This window comes from Actinomadura violacea, from assembly GCF_017573465.1.
Classification (GTDB): Bacteria; Actinomycetota; Actinomycetes; order Streptosporangiales; family Streptosporangiaceae; genus Spirillospora; species Spirillospora violacea.
Genome location: NZ_JAGEPF010000011.1, coordinates 220976 through 241127, shown reverse-complemented (window position 1 = coordinate 241127; position 20152 = coordinate 220976). Strand labels below are relative to the sequence as shown.

14 protein-coding genes are annotated in these 20152 nt (G+C 72.9%); 8 read left to right on the top strand and 6 right to left on the bottom strand.

What is annotated here, in order from left to right; genetic code table 11:
- The first annotated feature begins 111 nt into the window (after positions 1-111).
- Positions 112-1002: a tRNA (adenosine(37)-N6)-dimethylallyltransferase MiaA gene (miaA, locus tag J4709_RS19260; protein WP_208242776.1), complete on the top strand. Its 891-nt coding sequence runs from the start codon at positions 112-114 to the stop codon at positions 1000-1002.
- Positions 1003-1032: 30 nt separating this feature from the next.
- The gene (dapF, locus tag J4709_RS19255; protein ID WP_208242619.1) at positions 1033-1845 is read left to right on the top strand and encodes a diaminopimelate epimerase; all 813 of its coding nucleotides are present in this window, start codon (positions 1033-1035) and stop codon (positions 1843-1845) included.
- 247 nt (positions 1846-2092) lie between these two features.
- On the opposite strand, the gene J4709_RS19250 is transcribed toward dapF, so the two are convergent.
- Complete coding sequence (locus J4709_RS19250) at positions 2093-4057, bottom strand: sensor histidine kinase (RefSeq protein WP_208242618.1); 1965 nt, start codon at positions 4055-4057, stop codon at positions 2093-2095.
- A 340-nt stretch (positions 4058-4397) separates the two neighbouring features.
- Here J4709_RS19250 and J4709_RS19245 point away from each other — a divergent pair, with 340 nt between their 5' ends.
- From J4709_RS19245 to J4709_RS19230, 4 genes are read left to right on the top strand one after another with little or no spacing between them, the layout of a single operon-like run.
- Positions 4398-5399, top strand: coding sequence for an ABC transporter permease (locus J4709_RS19245; RefSeq protein ID WP_208242616.1), 1002 nt, complete (start codon positions 4398-4400; stop codon positions 5397-5399).
- Complete coding sequence (locus tag J4709_RS19240) at positions 5396-6298, top strand: ABC transporter permease (protein WP_208242613.1); 903 nt, start codon at positions 5396-5398, stop codon at positions 6296-6298. The genes J4709_RS19245 and J4709_RS19240 overlap by 4 nt, the downstream gene beginning before the upstream one ends.
- Complete coding sequence (locus J4709_RS19235; protein ID WP_208242611.1) at positions 6295-8415, top strand: dipeptide ABC transporter ATP-binding protein; 2121 nt, start codon at positions 6295-6297, stop codon at positions 8413-8415. The genes J4709_RS19240 and J4709_RS19235 overlap by 4 nt, the downstream gene beginning before the upstream one ends.
- Positions 8412-10094, top strand: a complete 1683-nt coding sequence (locus tag J4709_RS19230; RefSeq protein WP_307801363.1) for an ABC transporter family substrate-binding protein — start codon at positions 8412-8414, stop codon at positions 10092-10094. Before J4709_RS19235 ends, J4709_RS19230 begins: the two co-directional genes overlap by 4 nt.
- 14 nt (positions 10095-10108) lie before the next feature.
- On the opposite strand, the gene J4709_RS19225 is transcribed toward J4709_RS19230, so the two are convergent.
- The 5 genes from J4709_RS19225 to aceB all read right to left on the bottom strand — a co-directional run bounded on the left by J4709_RS19225 (position 10109) and on the right by aceB (position 16653).
- Positions 10109-10816, bottom strand: a complete 708-nt coding sequence (locus J4709_RS19225; RefSeq protein WP_208242607.1) for a hypothetical protein — start codon at positions 10814-10816, stop codon at positions 10109-10111.
- 141 nt (positions 10817-10957) lie between these two features.
- Positions 10958-12244: a (Fe-S)-binding protein gene (locus J4709_RS19220; protein WP_208242605.1), complete on the bottom strand. Its 1287-nt coding sequence runs from the start codon at positions 12242-12244 to the stop codon at positions 10958-10960.
- The gene (locus tag J4709_RS19215; RefSeq protein WP_208242604.1) at positions 12244-13449 is read right to left on the bottom strand and encodes an FAD-binding oxidoreductase; all 1206 of its coding nucleotides are present in this window, start codon (positions 13447-13449) and stop codon (positions 12244-12246) included. Before J4709_RS19215 ends, J4709_RS19220 begins: the two co-directional genes overlap by 1 nt.
- Positions 13449-14897, bottom strand: coding sequence for an FAD-linked oxidase C-terminal domain-containing protein (locus tag J4709_RS19210; RefSeq protein WP_208242602.1), 1449 nt, complete (start codon positions 14895-14897; stop codon positions 13449-13451). Before J4709_RS19210 ends, J4709_RS19215 begins: the two co-directional genes overlap by 1 nt.
- Positions 14898-15045: 148 nt before the next feature.
- The gene (aceB, locus tag J4709_RS19205; RefSeq protein ID WP_208242600.1) at positions 15046-16653 is read right to left on the bottom strand and encodes a malate synthase A; all 1608 of its coding nucleotides are present in this window, start codon (positions 16651-16653) and stop codon (positions 15046-15048) included.
- Between the two features lie 272 nt (positions 16654-16925).
- On the opposite strand from aceB, the gene hflX reads away from it, so the two are divergent.
- Complete coding sequence (gene hflX, locus J4709_RS19200) at positions 16926-18371, top strand: GTPase HflX (RefSeq protein WP_208242598.1); 1446 nt, start codon at positions 16926-16928, stop codon at positions 18369-18371.
- A 528-nt stretch (positions 18372-18899) separates the two neighbouring features.
- Entirely contained in the window at positions 18900-20114 is a 1215-nt protein-coding gene (hutI, locus tag J4709_RS19195) for an imidazolonepropionase (RefSeq protein WP_173099701.1), read from the top strand.
- The last annotated feature ends 38 nt before the right edge of the window (positions 20115-20152 follow it).

The window sequence follows — 20152 nt, the reverse complement described above, 5'->3', positions numbered from 1 at the left end:
GTCGGCGGCTCCCGGCGGGCTCGACCGGCCTCGACCGGCCGCGCGGGGAGCCCGTACAAGCAAGGCCATACCCAATCTGTTGCCACAATTGCAGGCGTGACCTCTCCAGATGTGATCGCGGTCGTGGGAGCGACGGCCGCGGGCAAGTCCGACCTCGCCGTGGACCTGGCGCTCAGCCTCGGCGGGGAGGCCGTCAACGCCGACTCGATGCAGCTCTACCGCGGCATGGACATCGGCACGGCGAAGCTGACGGCGGCCGAGATGCGCGGTGTCCCGCACCACCTGCTGGACGTCTGGGACGTCACCGAGACGGCGAGCGTCGCCGAGTACCAGCGGCTCAGCGCCGACACGATAGCCGCCGTCCGCGCGCGCGGGCACGTCCCCGTGCTGGTCGGTGGGTCGGGCCTCTACGTCCGTGCCGCGCTGGACCGGCTGGAGTTCCCCGGCACGGACCCTGCCGTGCGCGCGCGCCTGGAAGGTGAGCTGGAGCAGGAGGGAAGCGCCGTCCTCCATGACCGCCTCCGTGAACAGGACCCGGCGGCGGCGGAGGCGATCCTGCCGAGCAACGGCCGCCGGATCGTCCGTGCCCTGGAGGTCATCGAGATCTCCGGCCGCCCGTTCACGGCCACGCTCCCCGAGCACGTCTACCGCTACGACTCCGTCGTGCAGGTCGGGCTGAGCGTCCCGCGCGAGCGGCTGGACGAGCGGATCGCGCTGCGCGTGCAGCGGATGTGGGACGCCGGGCTCGTCGACGAGGTCCGCGCCCTGGAGAAGCACGGGCTGCGCGACGGCCTGACCGCCGGACGCGCCCTCGGCTACGCGCAGGTCCTCCGGTTCCTCGCGGGGGAGTGGACGCAGGAGCGGGCCAAGGAGGAGACCATCCGGACGACGCGGCGCTTCGCGCGCCGCCAGGAGTCCTGGTTCCGCCGCGACCCCCGCGTCCGCTGGCTTCCCCACGACGCCCCCGACCTGCTGGAGCAGGCCCTCGACCTGCTCGGATGAACGGCCCCGCCGAGGCCCTACGATCGAATGATGCGGTTTGTTAAGGGGCACGGCACCGAGAACGACTTCGTGATCCTGCCCGACCCGGACGGCGCGCTCGACCTCACGGCGGAGGCGGTGGCGCGGCTGTGCGACCGGCGCGCCGGCATCGGGGCGGACGGCGTCCTGCGGGTCGTCCGGACCAAGGCCATGGACGCCGCGGACGCCGACGGGGTCGACGGCGCGGAGTGGTTCATGGACTACCGCAACGCCGACGGCGGCATCGCCGAGATGTGCGGCAACGGCACCCGCGTGTTCGCCCGCTACCTCGTCGACGCCGGCCTCGCCGCGCCGGGCGAGTGGGACATCGCCACCCGGGCCGGCCTCAAGCGCGTGTCGCTCGGGGCGTCCGGGGACGTCAGCGTCGACATGGGCGCCCCGGTGGCGCTCGGGCCCGGTGAGGCGTCCCTCGGGGGCGCCGTCTTCCGCGGCGAGCGGGTGTCCATGGGCAACCCGCACCTGGCGTGCCGTGTCGACGAGCCCGTCTCCGTGCTGGACCTGACGCGCGGCCCCGACTTCGATCCCGTGGTCTTCCCGGAGGGCGTGAACGTCGAGTTCTACCGCCCCGTCGGGGACCGGCACCTGGAGATGCGCGTGTTCGAGCGCGGCTCCGGCGAGACCCGCTCCTGCGGCACCGGGACGGTCGCGGTGGCCGCCGCCGCGGCCGGCACGGCGGGCCCTGGCGAGTGGACCGTGGACGTCCCCGGCGGGCGGCTCACCGTCACCCTCGACGGCAGGACCAGCCACCTGCGCGGCCCCGCGGTCCTGGTCGCCGAGGGCGAGACCCGGCCCGGCTGGATCTGACGAACCCCGTACTGACCAGGGCAGACGGTGCGTCCGGCACGGTCCCGGATCGATCGGGACAAGTGTCCCTCCGCAACGGGACCGTGCACCGCGTAATTTCTCTCTTGCACACCCTCTGGTGAATGGCCCGTATGGACCGGGATGGGAGCCCCGGCGCCGTACGGAGCCCGAGGGCCGGTGGCGACCTTCTTGGCGGGGGGCGGTCACCGGCCCTCCCACCCGGAGGGCCCCGGAGACTCCTGGAAGCTCAGCCCCTGGCACCCGTGACGGGCAGCCGGGCGCGGACCAGCGTTCCGCCCTTGGGCCCCGGCCCCACCGTGCAGGATCCGCCGAGTTCCGCCGCGCGCTCGCGCATGGAGGACATGCCGATCCCCGAGCGCATCTGCGGGGGCAGCCCCACACCGTCGTCACCGACGGTCACATGCAGATCGCCGTTCAGGTACAGCCGCACCACCGCGGAGTCGGCCTTGGCGTGCCGGTGCACGTTCGTCAGCGCCTCCTGCACGATCCGGTACGCGGCCACCTCGGCGGCGGCGGGGAGCCGCTCGAGGTCGCCCTCCACGTGGACGTCCACCCGCGGGCCGTCGCCCGTCGCGACGACGCCGCCGAGCGCCTGGATGGCGCCCGCGAGCCCGAGATCGTCCAGCGCCGGCGGGCGCAGCCCGTACACCAGCTCGCGGATGTCGCCGATGGTGCGGCCCATCATCGTCCGCAGGTTCTCCAGCAGCGCGTCGGCGGCCTCCGGGTCGGTCCTCATGGTGATGCGCGCCGCGTCCACCGTCATCGCGAGGCTGGCGAGCGTCGGGCCGAGCCCGTCGTGCAGGTCGCGGCGGAGCCGGCGGCGCTCCTCCTCCCGGGTGCGCAGGATGCGCTCGCGGGAGCGCGCCACGTCCGCGGTCAGCCGGGCGGCGTTCGCCAGCTCGGCGAGGTTGCGGGCGAGGATCCCCGACATCCGGGCGTCCGGCGGGCGGACGACGCCGAACAGCAGCCGGCCCACCGGCTCGCCGTGCCACACCAGCGGGATGAGCTGCGGGCGGTCGCCGAGCACGCCGTCCTCCGCCGACACCGTGCGGCCCTCGCGGTCCAGCACCTCGATCACGACGCCGGTGGCGTGCAGCGCCGAGCGGGCGACCTCCGCGGCGACCGCGAGCGCCGCGGCGGGGTCGACCGCGGTCTGCAGCCGCCGGTTCAGCCGGTCGGCGATCCGGTACGGGTCGCGCTCGCCGTGGATCAGCCCGTCCACCGCGCGCTGCAGCCGCCGCCGGACCGGCTCGAACACCACGCCCGCCACGATCGCGCCCGCGAGGCCGGCCAGCGTCCCGTAGCCGTGCGCGAGCAGGCCGGCCGCCCCGACCAGCGCGAAGTACACGCCGGTGATCACCACGACCAGCCCGGCGTAGACCAGCGTCCGGCTCACCACCAGGTCGATGTCGTACAGCCGGTAGCGGCGGATGGCGATCGCGATGCAGATCGGCACGGCGGCGATGCTGAGGTCGCGCAGCGGGTCGCCGATCGCGCTGTTCTCCCCGACGAAGATGACGGCCTGCGCGATCACGCCGGGGTAGACGACCCACGCGATCTGCCGCCGCACGTCGGGCGACGACCGGATGAACCGGACCACCAGCGACAGCAGGCCCCCGGCGAGCGTGCCGAGGATCAGGACGGTGATCGCGACCGGGATCTTCTCGAACGGGTACACCGACACGCCGTTGTGGAACCGCCGGACGCCCGGGTCGATGGTCAGGTGCACGCACACGACCACCGGCACCAGGCAGGCGAGCCACAGCACGGGCCGGAACCAGCGCGTCACGACCCGCCCGTCCGGGAAGATCAGCGGCAGGACCAGGGTGAGCGCGTAGGTGTCGACGGCCCACAGCCACGTCCCGAGCCACCGCAGGAACGCGGCCCCGGCCCAGCCGTGCAGCGTGAACCACGGCCCGAGGTTGAGCACCAGGACGTACACCGCCGCGCTGAACCCGGCCCCGAGCATCAGCCAGCCGACCCGCAGCCCGGCCCGCTGGCGCAGCAGCACGGCGGCGACCGGCGTCCAGAAGAGCGCGATGACGATCTCCGGGTGCCACCAGACGAGCCGCACGCCGCTGGGCAGCCGGGTGCCGATCAGCAGCGACGCGGCGACGGCCAGGACCGCCGCCAGGGCGAGCGGGACCGCCGCGCGTGCCGCGTGCCCGCGGCCGTGCCCGGCGGTGTCCATGTGCGCTCCCCCGAATCAAAAGTAATGGAATGTTAAAACGTCCGGGTCGTCGTGCTGCACCCATGACGGCGTCCGCCTGAGGACACCGGCCTCCGTGCGGCGCCGAGGTGTGGCGCGGGGGCGCGGCGCGTGCCGTGATGGTAGCCGCGGAACCGGGCGCGGAGAACAGACCGCCCAGCTCAGGACACTCTGGGCGTCCGCGGGTGCGGTGGAGCGGCTCCGCGCCGGCGTCCGCCGGGCGATCCGGGCAACGGAAACGGGAACTGTCGGCGTTTCTCCCGTGCTTTGCGTGATCGGTCCCTAGCATTCTGTGATCAGTGCGTGCGGCGGGAGGAGGGACATGGCGGCGTTCCTGCTGCGCCGGTTCGCGAACTGCGCGGTGCTGGCGGTGGCGGCCGCGAGCCTGGCCTACCTCCTCGCCGCGGCCGTGCTCGACCCGCGGGCCAACTTCGACGGCCGCGCGCCCCGTCCGCCGGAGTCGGTCGTGGACGCGCAGCTGACCAGGCTGAACCTGAACGACCGCACGTCCCTGGCGGTGCGATACGGCACCTGGGCGGCGGGCGTCCTGCACGGCGACTTCGGCCGCACCTGGGAGGGCCAGCCCGTCAACGCGGAACTGTGGCGGCGCCTCGGAGTGAGCGTGCGGCTGCTGTCCCCAGGCGCGATCCTGGGATCTGCGCTGGGGATCCTGGTGGGCGCCTACGCGGCGATAAGGCAGGGGCGTGCGGCGGACCGTTTCATCACGTTCGGCTCGTACCTGCTCTTGGCCGTCCCTGTGTTCGTGCTGGCGGTGCTGCTGCAGATCGCCGCGGCCAAGACCAACGACGCGTTGGGGATGCACGTGTTCGCCTGGGTGGGGGAGACCACTCCAGGCGCGGCGTACGGGACGTTCGGTGCGCTCGGCGGACTGGCGGATCGCGTACGGCACCTGCTTCTGCCTACGGTCACCATCGCCCTGACCCAGGTCGCCTTCTACAGCCGCTACCAGCGCGGCCTCATGCTGGACGTCCTGCACGCCGACTACGTGCGGACGGCGCGCGCGAAAGGGCTGCGGCACCGTACCGCCCTGCTGCGGCACGGGCTGCGCACCGCGCTGATACCGATGACGACCTACTTCGCCTACTCGTTCGGGTTCCTGCTGCTGGGCGGCATGTTCTGCGAGCAGGCCTTCGGCTGGCACGGGATGGGCGAATGGCTGGTCGAGGCGATCTCGCGCGGCGACGTCAACGTCGTCGCGGCGATCAGCTTCCTCGCGGCGTGCGGGGTCCTGTCGGCGGGGCTCGTATCGGACGTCCTGCACGGGTTCCTCGACCCCCGCGTACGGTCCGGGGCGGCCGCATGACCACCGGACTGATCGCCCGGACCGCGGCCGAGCACGCGCCTGGCCTACCGGCTCCCGCCGCGCCCCGGCTGCCGCGGCGCGTGGCCCGCAGCAAGCGGGCCGTCGCCGGGCTGATCCTGCTCGCGGGACTGTTCACGGCCGCGTTCGCCGGGCCGCTGCTGTCCCGCTGGGGCTGGGACGACACCGACTTCGCCGCGTTCCGGCAGGGCCCGTCCGCGCAGCACTGGCTCGGCACCACGCAGAGCGGCCGCGACGTGCTCGCCCTCACCCTGCGCGGGACGCGGCGGTCGCTGGTCATCGGCCTGTCCGTCGCCGTGCTGTCCACCGGGCTCGCGGGGCTGGTCGGCACCGTCGCCGGGTTCGCCGGCGGCCGGCTCGACCGGATCCTGATGTGGGGGACCGACCTGCTGCTGGTCCTGCCCTCGTTCCTGCTCGTCGCCGTGCTGGTGCCGCTGCTCGGCGGCGGTGCGCTGGTGCCGCTGCTCGCGGCGGTGCTCTGGATGATCACCGCGCGGGCGGTGCGCGGCATGGCGGCGTCGCTGCGCGAGCGCGAGTACGTGCTGGCCGCCCGGTTCCTCGGCGCCGGCCCGGTCCGCACGATCGTCCGGCACGTGCTGCCGCAGCTGGCGTCGCTGCTGGTCGTGGACGCGAGCGTGAACGTCAGCGTCGCGGTCGTCGCCGAGAGCGGGCTGTCCTACCTCGGGTTCGGCGTCCGGCCGCCGGACGTCTCGCTGGGCACGCTGGTCGCCGACGGGCAGGGCGCCGCGACCGCCTGTCCGTGGCCGTTCGCGGCGGCCGCGGGGATGCTCGTCCTGATCGTCCTGGCGGTGAACCTGCTCGGGGACGGCCTGCGCGACGTGCTGGACCCGGAGTCCGGGCCGCGGCGGGGTGGCCGGTGACCGTTCTCGCGGTCCGGGACCTGACGGTCCGGTACGCGCCGGGCGTGGACGCCGTGCGCGGGGTCGGCTTCGACGTCGGCGCGGGGGAGGTGCTCGGGGTCGTCGGCGAGTCGGGGTCGGGCAAGACCGCGCTGGCGCTGGCGATGATGGGGCTGCTGCCGCCGGACGCGCGGGTGACGGGCTCGGTGCGGCTGCGCGGCGAGGAACTGCTGGGACGGTCCGACGCCGAGCTGTCGCGGGTCCGCGGCAAGGACCTGGCGATGGTGTTCCAGGATCCGCTGTCCGCGCTGACGCCCGTCCACCCGGTCGGCGACCAGATCGCGGAGGCGGTCCGGATCCACTCGGGCGCTACGTGGCCGGCAGCGCGCGCGCGGGCCGTGGAACTGCTGGACCTCGTCGGCATCCCCGGGGCGGCGCGGCGGGCTCGCGCCCACCCGCACGAGTTCTCCGGCGGGATGCGGCAGCGCGTGATGATCGCGATGGCGATCGCGAACGACCCGGTCGCGATCGTCGCGGACGAGCCGACGACGGCGCTGGACGTCACCGTGCAGGCGCAGGTCCTCGACGTGCTGAGGGCGGCGAAGGAGGCGACCGGCGCCGCCATCGTGCTGATCACCCACGACCTCGGGGTCGTCGCCGGGTTCGCCGACCGGATCATGGTGATGTACGCGGGCCGGGCGGTGGAGTCGGGGCCGGTGGAGGAGGTCTACCGGCGCCCGCGGATGCCGTACACGATCGGGCTGCTGCAGTCGCTGCCGCGGATGGGCGTGGCCGGGGGCGCCCGTCCCGCGCCGATCGACGGGGCACCGCTCGCGGCGGTCGAGGGAGCACCGCTCGCGGCGGTCGAGGGAGCACCGCTCGCGGCGGTCGAGGGAGCAGGGCCGGTCGTCGCGTCCGCGCCCGGCGGCGGGTGCGCGTTCCGGGCGCGCTGCCCGGTCGCGGTGGACGCCTGCGCCGACGGCGACCCGGAGCCGGCCCTGGTCGGGCCGGCCAGGCACACCGCCGCGTGCGTCAACACCGAGGCGACGGCCGACCCCGACGAGGTCTTCCCGCTGCCGGACCCGGTGCTCCCGCCCGTCCGCCCGCCGCGCCGCGAGCGCCCCGCCGTCCTGGAGGTCGACGGCCTGGTCCGGCACCATCCGCTCTACCGCGGGACGCTGTTCCGGCGGCGCGCGGGCACCGTGCACGCCGTGGACGGCATCGGGTTCGACGTCCGGGAGGCCGAGACGCTCGCGCTCGTGGGCGAGTCGGGCTGCGGCAAGACGACGGCGCTGATGGAGATCCTGCGGCTGGCCCGCCCGCAGCGCGGGCGCGTCGCCGTGCTCGGGCAGGACACCGCCGCACTGCGCCGGTCGCGCCGCAAGGCGCTGCGGCGCGACGTCCAGGTCGTCTTCCAGGACCCGTTCACCTCGCTCGACCCCCGGATGCGGGTCGCGGACATCATCGCCGAGCCGCTCGCCGCGCACGGCGTGCGCGCGCCGGGCGGCCGCGTCCGGGAACTGCTCGACCTGGTCGGGCTGGAGCCCGTGCATGCCGCGCGGTATCCGCACGGGCTGTCGGGCGGGCAGCGGCAGCGCGTCGGCATCGCCCGGGCGCTCGCGCTGGAGCCGCGGCTCCTGCTGCTGGACGAGCCCGTGGCCGCGCTCGACGTGTCCGTGCAGGCCGGCGTCATGGACCTGCTCGAAGGTCTGCGCGCCCGGCTCGGCATCGCGTACCTGTTCGTCGCGCACGATCTGGCGGTCGTCCACCGCATCGCCGACCGCGTCGCCGTCATGTACATGGGCCGCATCGTGGAGATCGGCTCCGTGGACGAGGTGTACGGCCATCCCGCCCACCCCTACACGCGCGCGCTGCTGGACGCGGTGCCGCTACCGGATCCCCGCCTGGAACGCCGTCGCCGTCGCGTCCCCCTGCGCGGGGACCTTCCCGACCCCACGGCCCCTCCACCGGGCTGCCGCTTCCGTTCGCGCTGCCCCCGGTACGCCGAACTGGGCGCGGTGGAGGCCCGCCGATGCCAAGAGCACGACCCCATGCCCCGTCCCATGAGCACCGACCGAGAAAGCGACCAATGGGCCGCCTGCCATCATCCCCTCGCCGAAGCCCGAGCCGTCCTGTGAAGCGCCTGCTGGGTGCCCTTCTCCTCGTTTCCGCGACCACGGTCGCCGGTGGATGCGGCGGCCCGGGGCCGGGCGAGGCGACGACCCGGGCGGCCGGTGGGCTGCCGGCCTCGGACGTCAACCCGACCCCGCGCGACCACGTCCGCAACGGCGGCACGCTCCGCTGGCCTCTCCCGGAGTTCCCTTCGCAGTGGAACTTCAACGACGTCAACGGGACGAAGGGGTCGGTCGAGCAGGTGATGCAGGGCGCGCTGCCGCATCTCATGCGCGCCGACGAGAAGGCCGTCCCGCACCCGGTGCCCGAGTACCTCCGCTCGGCCGATCTGCAACGCAGCGGCCATGGCCAGGTCGTCACGTACCGGCTCAACCCGGAGGCGCACTGGTCCGACGGAAGGCCGATCAGCTACCGCGACTTCGCCGCGCAGGCGCGCGCGCTGTCCGGCAGCGACCCGCGCTACGAGGTCTCGACCGTCACCGGATACAAGCAGATCCGGAGCATCGAGCAAGGCGCGGACGTCCACACCGTCAAGGTGACCTTCGCGGACACGTACGCGGACTGGCGGAGCCTCTTCAGCCCGCTCTATCCGGCAGTGGCGTACTCGACGCCTAAGCAGTTCAACACCGGCTGGGTCGACCGTATGCCGGTCACCGCCGGCCCGTTCAAGCTCCAGAAGATCGACCAGACGGCGAAGACCGTCACGATGGTGCGCGACCCCGGCTGGTGGGGCCCGCCCGCCAAGCTCGACCGGATCGTCTACCGGGCGATGGACACCAGCGCGATGCCCGGCGCGTTCGCCAGCAACGAGATCGACCTGATGGACGTCGGCATGGACGCGGGCGCCCTGCACCGCGCCGAGGCCGTCCCCGGAGCCGTCGTCCGCAGGGCGGGCGGCCCCGACTGGCGGCACTTCACGTTCAACGCCGCGGGTCCGATCCTGTCCGACCTGCGGGTTCGGCGCGCCGTCATGCTCGGCATCGACCGCCGCGCCATCGCGCGCTCCGACCTGTCCGGACTCGGAGTGCCGATCCAGACCCTCGGCAACCACTTCTACGTCAACACCCAGGACGGGTACCAGGACGACTCCGCGGAACTGGGCGGCTACGACCCCGCCGCCGCGCGCCGGATCCTGGACCAGGCCGGGTGGGCCCTGCACGGGAGGTACCGCGAGAAGGGCGGCCGGACGCTCGCGCTGCGGTTCGTCATCCCCGCCGGTGTCCCGATCAGCGAGCAGGAAGGGGAGCTCACGCGCGCGCTACTGCGGCGCATCGGCGTCCGCGTCGACATCGACGCGGTCCCCGCCGACGACGTGTTCGACCACTACGTCACCCCAGGGAACTTCGACATCATCCCCTTCTCGTGGCTCGGCACCTCGTTCCCGGTGTCGCCCATGCAGGCCGTCTTCGCCCAACCCCACGGCGACCGCGTGCAGCAGAACTATTCGCGCACGGGAACGTCCGCCATCGACGCGGCCATGGACCGCGCGATCGCGGAGATCGATCCTGCGAGGATTCACGTCCTTGTGAACGAGGCGGACCGGCTCGTCTGGCAGGAGGCCGTCGTCCTGCCCCTGTACCAGCGTCCGCAGCTCGTGGCGGTCCGCGCTGACCTGGCCAACATCGGCGCCCGCGGCTTCTACGAGCCGGGCTACCAGGACATCGGCTTCACGAGCCCGGGGTGATCCCGAGCGCCCTGCTACGGGAAGGCGATCTCGACGCCCTTGCGGTCGCTGGTGTAGCGGGCGTTCCACACGTACATCTTCAGGTCGCCGGCGGACAGGCCGTCCTTCACCGGCAGATCGGTCGCGATCCGCACCAGGTAGGTGGCGCCCGCGGGCATCATCTGGTCGCCGTCGTCGTTGACCGGCGCCTTCGACCCGCCGAGACGGGCGGTGATCTTGCTGTGGTTGGGCAGCGTGCACAGGTCGTCGGGGATGCCCGGCTGCGGCATGCAGCGGTCCTGGGCGTCCGCCGGGACCTGCGACTTCGGCATGAACAGGTCGGCCGGGAAGTCCAGCAGGACGGGCCTGCGCTGGCTGTTGGTGAGGACGTAGTCGGCGTAGGCGTACGTCGTCCCGGACGGCGGCGCCTCCGTCGCGCCGAGAGGCTGCCGGTCCGTCCCGGCCTTCACCGCGGCGAGGCCGTAGCCGTAGCCCTCGGGGGTGGTGAAGTTGACGGGCGCCCCGGTCTTCGGCAGCGGGGCGCTGCTCTGCGCCCCCGTCTCGCCCTGGCTGGCGAGCGAGGGCCGGCCGGTGCCGCCGCCCGCGTCGCCGTCCGGGCGGAAGTAGACGATCCCGGCGGCGACGGCGGCGATGCCGACGACGCCCGTGACGGCGCCGGCGAGGCCGAGCCGGCCCGCGCCGCGCTTCTTTCTTCGGCGGTGTGAGTTGTAGCTGTTCGACACGTTTCTCGTGCTCCCTCGGGCCTGCTCCGGGCCCAGTAAGCGCGTCCTGCCTGCAGGGGCCAGACACGATACAGGACGACCGGAACCACGGCGGCCGGGCCTCCCCTGCCGGGGAAGCGGCGGAACGACCTGGTCAGGGCCTTACGAAGTGCGTCCGACAAGGGCGTCGCGGCCGAGCCCCCGCAGCGAGGCGTCCAGCACCTGCGCGGTGTGCGCGACCGCGATGTGGGCGCCGCGGCGTTGCAGCGCGGTGGCGATCTGCATGGAGCAGCCGGGGTTGGCGGCGACGAGGAGTTCGGCTCCGGTGGCGTCCACGTTCACCGCCTTGCGGTCGCCCAACTCGGAGGCGGCCTCCGGCTGGAGGAGATTGTAGGTGCCGGCGGACCCGCAGCAGAGATCGGGTTCGGCGATCTCCCGGACGGTCAGTTCCGGGATGCCGTCCAGCAGGGCGCGCGGCTGGGAGCGGACGCCCTGCGCGTGGGACAGATGGCAGGCGTCGTGGTAGGCGAGGGTGACCGGAAGTGGCCGCCGTTCCGACTGGGGCCCGAGTTCCACGAGGAACTCGGCGAGGTCCCTGGTCTTGGCCGACAGCGCCTCCGCGCGCGCGGCCCACGCGGGGTCGTCCGCGAGCAGCGTCCGGTACTCCTTCATCGCCGAGCCGCAGCCCGCCGAGTTCACCACGATGACGTCGGCGGACTCGAAGGTCTCGACCGTCCGGCGGGCGAAGGCGCGCGCCTCGTCCTCGCGGCCGGAGTGCAGCGACAGCGCCCCGCAGCAGCCCTGCCCCTTCGGGATGGCCACGTCGCAGCCTTCGAGCGCCAGGACGCGCGCCGTGGCCGCGTTGACGCCGGGGAAGAACTCGCCCTGCACGCAGCCCGTCAGCATCCCGACCGTCGCGCGGCGCTTCCCGCGCGCGGCGACGAACTCGGGCAGGCGCGGCGCCTTGCCGAGGGGCGGCGCGAGACGTTCCATCGCCGCGATCGACGGCGAGATGCGTTCCAGTACGCCGCTGCGCCGCACCAGCCGGTCCAGACCTGACTTCTGGTACGCGCGCAGTGGGCCGCGCAGCGCGCGGAGACGACGCCTGTACGGAAACAGGCGGAAAATCGCCTCGCGCACGGCCCGCTCCTTGAGCGAGCGGGGATGCTCGCGTTCCACCTGCGCGCGGGTCGTCTCGATGAGCCGGTCGTACTGCACACCGGACGGGCACGCCGTCACGCACGCCATGCATCCGAGGCACTGGTCGAAGTGCTGCACCATCGGGGCGTTGAGCGGAGCGCCCTCCGCATGCTGCTGCATGAGGTGGATACGGCCGCGCGGGGAGTCCATCTCCTCGCCCCACAGGACATAGGTGGGGCATGTCGGCAGGCAGAAACCGCAGTGCACGCAGTCGCCGAGGAGCTTGGGGAGGTCGTCCTGGGCGCTCATCAAACTCCTCCCACGAAGCGGCCGGGGGACAGCCGGTGATCGGGATCGAACTGGTCCTTGACCCGGCGCATCAGCGCGAGGGCCGGCACCGGCCCCCACAGGTCGATCTCATTGCGCACTTCTTCCGGCGCATAGCGGACGACGGCGCCGCCCTTGTGACGGCCTAGGACGTCGCGTAGCGCACCGAGGGCCGCGGAGACCTCCTCGGCGGTCAGGCCGGAGGGGAGACCGATCTGTCCGTGTCCGCTGCCGCTCCATGTCATCGCCACGCCGTGCTGTATGCCGTTGACGACGCCGATCAGTTCGCGGAGTGAAGGCGGTGGTGCGGCGACGTCGATGAGCGTGGTGCCGTCCGGATAGCGGCCCCAGTCGTCCGGTGCCTGCTCGGTGATCTCGGCCTCGTCACCGAGCAGCTTTACCAACTGCCCAGCGCGCGCGGCGACACCGTCCGGAACGCCCTCCAGCAGCGCCGCGACCGTCCCCGGACCGATGAATTCGAGGGCGCTGGGCGCCACGGGGGAGTGCAGGACCGTCTGAACGGCCTCGTGCGCCTCCTCCGGCCCGCTGACCGGGCAGGTGACCCACGCGGTCGCGGCGGGCACCGGATGGAGGCGGAACGTCGCCTCCACGATGAGCCCGAGGGTGCCGTACGAGCCGGAGAACAGCCGCCCCAGGTCATACCCCGCGACGTTCTTGACGACCTTCCCGCCGGACCGCGCGATCTTCCCGTCCGCCCGGACGACCGTGAGCCCGATGACGAGGTTGCGCGGCGTCCCGTACAGCGTCCGGAGCGGGCCGGAGGCCGCGGTGGCGATCGTCCCGCCGACCGTGGAACCGGGCAGTGGAACGTCCAGGGACAGCCGTTGGCCCTTCTCCGCGAGCCTGTCGGCGAGCGTTTCGAGCGGCAGCCCCGCCTCCGCCGTGGCGACGAGGTCGCCGGAGGCGTGCTCGACCAGCCTGTTCAGCCGGTGGGTGTCCACCAGGAGGTCGCAGCGGTCTGGAGGCGTCCCCCAGTCGAGTCGCGTCTCGGCGCCGCGGGGCACCACGGACAGGCCGTGCTCGGCGGCGACGCGCATCACCTCCGCGGCCTCCGCCGCGGACGCGGGCGCCGCGACGAGCGCGGGCTGCACGCCCAGCACGCCCTCCGCGGGCTCACCTGTACGGACGTCGCCGCAGACCTTCGCCAGGGCGTCCAACGGCTGCATCAGAAGATGTCCGCCTTTCCCTCATACGGGTGCGGGCCCTTCCGCACGCCCGGGACCTCGCCGCACAACCGCGGTGTAGGGAAGACCTTCCCGGGGTTGCACAATCCCGCGGGATCGAACCCGCAGCGGACCATCTGCATGGTGTCCAGATCGGTGTCGGTGAACATCCGCGGCATGTAGCGGGACTTGTCGACGCCCACGCCGTGCTCGCCCGTTATGGACCCGCCGTGCTCGATGCACAGGTCGAGGATCGCGCCCGACACCTCCTCCGCGCGCTCCGCGGCGCCCGGCTCGGCGTCGTCGAACAGCACCAGCGGATGCAGGTTGCCGTCCCCGGCGTGGAACACGTTCGCCACCCGCACGCCCGACTCCGCCGACAGCGCGTCGATCCGCGCCAGCACCCGCGGCAGCGCGGTGCGCGGGATGACGCCGTCCTGCACCAGGTAGGCGGGGCTGATCCGGCCGACCGCCGCGAACGCCGACTTGCGGCCCTTCCAGATCAGCGCGCGCTCCGCGTCGTCCGCGGCGATCCGGATCTCGAACGCGCCCGCGTCCCGGCACAGCCGCTCGACCTCGGTGAACTGCGCGGCGACCTCGGCGTCCGGGCCGTCCAGCTCCACGATCAGCACCGCGCCCGCGCCCGGCGGGTACTCGCAGCGCACCGCCGCCTCCGCCGCCTCGATCGACAGCGCGTCCATCATCTCGATCGCCGCCGGCACCATCCCGGCGCCGATGATCGCCGACACCGCGGTGCCGCCCGCCTCGATCGAGCCGAACGCCGCGAGCAGCGTCTGCACGGTCTCGGGCACCCGCGTCAGCCGCACCGTGATCTTGGTGGTGATGCCGAGCGTGCCCTCCGCGCCGACGAACACGCCGAGCAGGTCGTAGCCGGGACCGTCCGCCGACAGCTCCACCAGCTCGCCGTCCGGCGTCACGACCTCGCAGGCCAGCACGTGGTGCGCGGTGAAGCCGTACTTCAGGCAGTGCGCGCCGCCGGAGTTCTCCGCGACGTTCCCGCCGACCGAGCAGATCTGCTGGCTGGACGGATCGGGCGCGAAGTAGTACCCGTACGGCCGCACCGCGCGGGTCACGTCCAGGTTGATCACGCCGGGCTCGACCACGGCCCGCTGCCCCGGGATGTCGATCTCCAGGATCCGCCGCATCCGGGACGTGACGACCAGCACGCCGTCCGCGCGGGGCAGCGCGCCGCCCGACAGGCCCGTCCCGGAGCCGCGCGCCACGTACGGGACGCCCGCCTCCGCGCACGCGCGCACGATCGCCGCGATCTCCTCGGCGGTGTCGGGCAGCACTACGATCCCGGGCGTCGAGCGGTGGTTGGTGAGGCCGTCGCACTCGTACGTGCGCAGCCGCACCGGATCGGTGATCACCCGATCGGGCCCGAGCAGCGCGTCGAGCCGCAGGCCCAGCGCCTTCAGTACCGGTTCCATCCCCTCCACCATCCTCCAGCCCCCGCCTGCACGACAAGATCGGGCCGCGCCCGCCCTCGTCGGACGGGCCGTTTCGCACGGAGCTCCAGGGGAGCGGGAAACGGCCCGTCCGTCGTGACGGGGGTTCCAGGGGAGTGCCCCCTGGGAGTTACGGGAACTGCTGGTAGGCGGGGGTGGTGAGGAACTCGGAGTACTCGTCGGCCAGGGTGACCTCCTTGAACAGGGTCACGGCCTGGTTGTAGCGCGGCTCGTTGTAGGCGTCGCCCAGCTCGGCGCGGATCTTGGCGAGCTCCTCGTCCAGGAGCTGCTCGACCCACTCCTTGGTGATCTTCTTGCCCTCGGCGGTGGAGACGCCGTTGTAGATCCACTGCCACACCTGCGAGCGGGAGATCTCCGCGGTGGCGGCGTCCTCCATGAGGTTGTGGATGGCGACGGCGCCGGAGCCGTTGAGCCAGGTGGCGAGGTAGCGCAGCGCGACGTCGATGTTGTTGCGCACGCCGGCCTCGGTGATGTCGCCGGGGGTCGCCTTGATGTTGAGCAGGTCGGCGGCCGAGACGGTGACGTCCTCGCGGAGCCGGTCGCGCTGGTTGGGCTTGTCGCCCAGCACGCCGTCGAAGACCTCGCGGCAGACCGGGACGAGGTCGGGGTGGGCGACCCAGGAGCCGTCGAACCCGTCGCCGGACTCGCGGGTCTTGTCGGCCCGGACCTTCTCCAGCGCGACCTTGTTGACCTCCTCGTCCTTGCGGGAGGGGATGAACGCGGCCATGCCGCCGATGGCGTGTGCGCCGCGCTTGTGGCAGGTGCGGACGAGGAGCTCGGTGTAGGCGCGCATGAACGGCGCGGTCATCGTGATGGCGTTGCGCTCGGGCAGGATGAAGTCGGCGCCGCGGTCACGGAACTTCTTGATGACCGAGAACAGGTAGTCCCAGCGGCCGGCGTTCAGGCCCGCGGAGTGGTCGCGCAGCTCGTAGAGGATCTCCTCCATCTCGAACGCGGCCGGGATCGTCTCGATCAGCACGGTCGCGCGGACGGTGCCGCGCGGGATCTCCAGGGAGTCCTGGGCCAGGTTGAAGGCGTCGTTCCACAGCCGCGCCTCGAGGTGGCTCTCCATCTTCGGCAGGTAGAAGTAGGGACCCTTGCCCTTGGCCAGCTGCCGGCGTGCGCTGTGGAAGAGGTACAGCCCGAAGTCGAACAGCGAGCCCGACATCGGCTCACCGTCGATCAGCAGGTGCTTCTCGTCCATGTGCCAGCCGCGGGGCCGGACCACGATGGTGGCCAGCTCGGCGTCGTCCTTGAGGGCGTAGGACTTGCCCGACTTGGCGTCGGTGAAGTCGATGGTGCGGTCGAGGGCGTCGCGCAGGTTCAGCTGCCCCTCGATCATGTTGGTCCACAGCGGGGTGTTGGCGTCCTCGAAGTCGGCCAGCCACACCTTCGCGCCCGAGTTCAGCGCGTTGATGGTCATCTTGCGGTCGGTGGGGCCGGTGATCTCGACCCGGCGGTCCTCCAGGCCCGGCGCCGGGTCGGCGACCCGCCAGGTCTCGTCGGAGCGGACCGTCGCGGTCTCGGGCAGGAAGTCCAGCGTCCCGCCCTCCGACAGCCTGCGCTGCCGCTCGGCGCGGGCCGCCAGCAGCTCCTTGCGGCGGCCGCCCAGCTCACGCTGCAGGGCGGCGAGCAGGCCGAGCGCCTCGGGCGTCAGGATCTCCTCGTACCGCTCCCCGAGAGGCCCGTTGACCTCGACACCTTCCAGTTCGGCCATCTGCTCGCCCTTTCGTATCGTGAAATTCCACTTCTGTCTTACGGAGTAACGCTACTCGGCGGTACGGAGCCCGGTCAAAGCGGGGCCCGGCCCGCCGTGCCGTTGACCTCCCCGCGCGCGATTCCGCCAATCCACGACCGCGGCGGCGCCGTCCGGGCGACGGGACGGGCGCGCGGGTGCGAGGGCGTCCGATAACCACGTGACCGGTGAGGACGGCCGTGAGACGATCCCGGGGAAGATACGGCCGCGCCGCGGCGTTCTACCGAGGACATATGACTCAACCTTTCTCTGCAGACCAGACCCACGAAGACCGGACCTTCGACGAGCTCGAGGCCGATCCCATGACCGGCGAGCTGGACCTCGAGGACCGGCGGGCACTGCGCCGCGTCGCGGGACTGTCCACCGAGCTCACCGACGTCACCGAGGTCGAGTACCGCGCCCTGCGGCTGGAGCGGGTCGTCCTCGTCGGCGTGTGGACCGAGGGCACCGCCGCGGACGCCGAGAACTCGCTGCGCGAGCTGGCGCTGCTCGCCGAGACCGCGGGCTCGGAGGTGCTCGAGGGACTCGTCCAGCGCCGGTCCCGGCCCGACCCGGCCACCTACATCGGCTCCGGCAAGGCCGCCGAGCTGCGCGACGTCGTCATCGCGACCGGCGCCGACACCGTCATCTGCGACGGCGAGCTGGCGCCCAGCCAGCTGCGGCACCTGGAGGAGACCGTCCAGGTCAAGGTCATCGACCGGACCGCGCTGATCCTCGACATCTTCGCCCAGCACGCCAAGAGCCGCGAGGGCAAGGCGCAGGTCGAGCTCGCCCAGCTGAACTACCTGCTGCCGCGCCTGCGCGGCTGGGGCGGCAACCTGTCCCGGCAGGTCGGCGGGCGCGCCGCGGGCGGCGTCGGCATCGGCGGCCGCGGGCCCGGTGAGACCAAGATCGAGCTGGACCGGCGCCGGATCCGCACCCGGATGGCCAAGCTGCGCCGCCAGATCGCCGAGATGTCCAAGGCCCGCGACACCAAGCGTGGCGAGCGGCGCCGCAACGAGGTGCCCGCCGTCGCCATCGCCGGCTACACCAACGCCGGCAAGTCGTCCCTGCTCAACCGGCTCACCGGTGCCGGGGTGCTGGTGGAGAACGCGCTGTTCGCCACCCTCGACCCGACCGTCCGGCGCGCCGAGACGCCGGGCGGCCGCGCCTACACCCTCGCCGACACCGTCGGGTTCGTCCGGCACCTGCCGCACCAGCTCGTCGAGGCGTTCCGCTCGACGCTGGAGGAGGTCACCGACGCCGGGCTGATCCTGCACGTCGTGGACGGCTCCGACGCCGACCCCGAGTCGCAGATCGACGCCGTCCGCGAGGTGCTGCGCGAGATCGGCGCCGACGCCATCCCGGAGATCATCGTCATCAACAAGGCGGACGCGGCCGACGACCTGGCGATCGCCCGCCTGCAGCGGCGCGAGCCGCACAGCGTCGTCGTCTCCGCCCGCACCGGGTTCGGCATCGAGGACCTGCGGGAGGCCGTCGAGGCCGACCTGCCGGGCCTGAACGCCGAGGTGCGCGCGCTGGTGCCGTACGAGCGCGGCGACCTGGTCGCGCGGGTGCACGACCGCGGCGAGGTGCTCAAGCAGGAGCACGTCGCCGAGGGGACGCTGCTGCACGCGCGCGTCCCGGAGGACCTCGCGGGCGAAATGTCCCGGTACGAGGTCGCCGCGCAGATCGTCTGACCGGTCCGCGATCACCCGTCGCACGGGCTCAGGCCGTCCGAAAGGGCGGTCTGGGCCCGTCCGAATATCGGGCGCCGGGCGGATCCCGGTCGCCGAACGGTGACAGGTTCCCCAATCGGCTTGACGAGCTCGTTGAAATCCGTACGGTCGAAGGGCTAGGGGGCGGGTGATGGCTGTCAATGCGCTGCGACCGGACACCGAGGGGTGCGCGGATCGTCCTGCGGCTCGCGTCCGGACGGCCGGACGCCGCCCGGCAGAGCTTGTCGGGCGGGCCTTCAGTGCACTACCGTGACGAAACCGATATCTCCGGTCTGTTGCCAGCGGTGGTCGCCCGGCCACCCGACCCTCCAACGGTGAATCGCCGGCACCCAGTCGGCGTTTCGGATCGAGAGCAGGTGGCCCCATCGATGGCAGGTGCGAACACCGGACGGCGTGCGGGCGGCCCGCTGCGTCCCACCGTGCTCCCTTCCTTCAGAGCGTCCGGTACCGCGCCGCGCGGCGCGTCGTCCCAAGCAGGTCGGTGACCCTATGACGGTACGGCTGTTGACGAACATCGGCAGGCTCTGGACGGGCACCGACGTCTGCAGCAACGCCGCCGTACTGATCCACGACGACCGGATCGTATGGGCGGGCCCCGCCTCGGACCTCCCGCAGAGCGTCCCCGGCATCATCGACGACATCGTCGACGTCGACCACGTCGAGAACCTCGGCGGCGGCCTGGTCACCCCCGGCCTCATCGACGCGCACTCCCACCCCGTCTACGCGGGCAACCGCTGGGCCGAGCTCGCGATGCGCACCAGCGGGTCGTCGCACTCGGCGATCGCCGCGGCCGGCGGCGGCGTCAACTCCACCGTCACCGTGACCCGCGGCACCGACCCCTGGACGCTGTGCAACGGCGTCCGCGAGCGGCTGCGCCAGTGGATCCTCGCCGGCACTACCACCGTCGAGGCCAAGACCGGCTACCACCTCACCCGCGACGGTGAGCTCGCCGACATCCGGATGCTGCGCTCGCTCGAAGGCGAGCCGTCCATGCCGCGCATCCACGCGACGTTCCTCGCCGCGCACATCCTCCCGCCGGAGTTCTTCGGCCGCCGCCGCGACTACATCGAGGCCGTCCGGCTGTGGGCCGGCGACGCCGCCGTCGCGGGCGCGGACTCGATCGACGTCTACTGCGACGAGGGCCACTTCACGGCGGAAGAGGCCCGCGCCCTGCTGCTCACCGGCAAGCGCGCCGGGCTTAAGGCCCGCATGCACGCCTGCGCCAACGAGCGCATCGGCGCCGCGCAGGTCGCCGCCGAGGTCGGCTGCGCCTCCGCCGACCTGCTCACCCAGGCCAACGACGACGACATCAAGGCCCTCGCGCACGCTGGCGTCACGGCCACCGTCTGCCCCGGCAGCGCCCTCAACAGCAGCCGCGCCCCGGCGCCCGTCCGGCAGATGCTCGACCGCGGCGTCACCGTCGCGCTCGGCACCGATCACAACCCCGGCCAGTGCGGCATCACCTCGATGCCGCTGGTCATCGGCCTGTCCGTCGCCATGTTCGGGCTGAGCGTCACCGAGGCGCTGCGCGCCGCCACCCTCGGCGGGGCCGCCGCCCTGCGCGTCGGCGACCGCGGCTCCCTGGCGCCCGGCATGCTCGCCGACATCGTGCTCTGGGACGCCGATCACGAGGGCGCGTTCGCCTGGGCGTTCGGGCTTCGGGCCCTGCGCGTGTGGCGCGGCGGCGTCCCCGTGCAGCCCTGAGTCCCTCGCGGTGCGGACGTTCCGCGGCGTGCACCGGG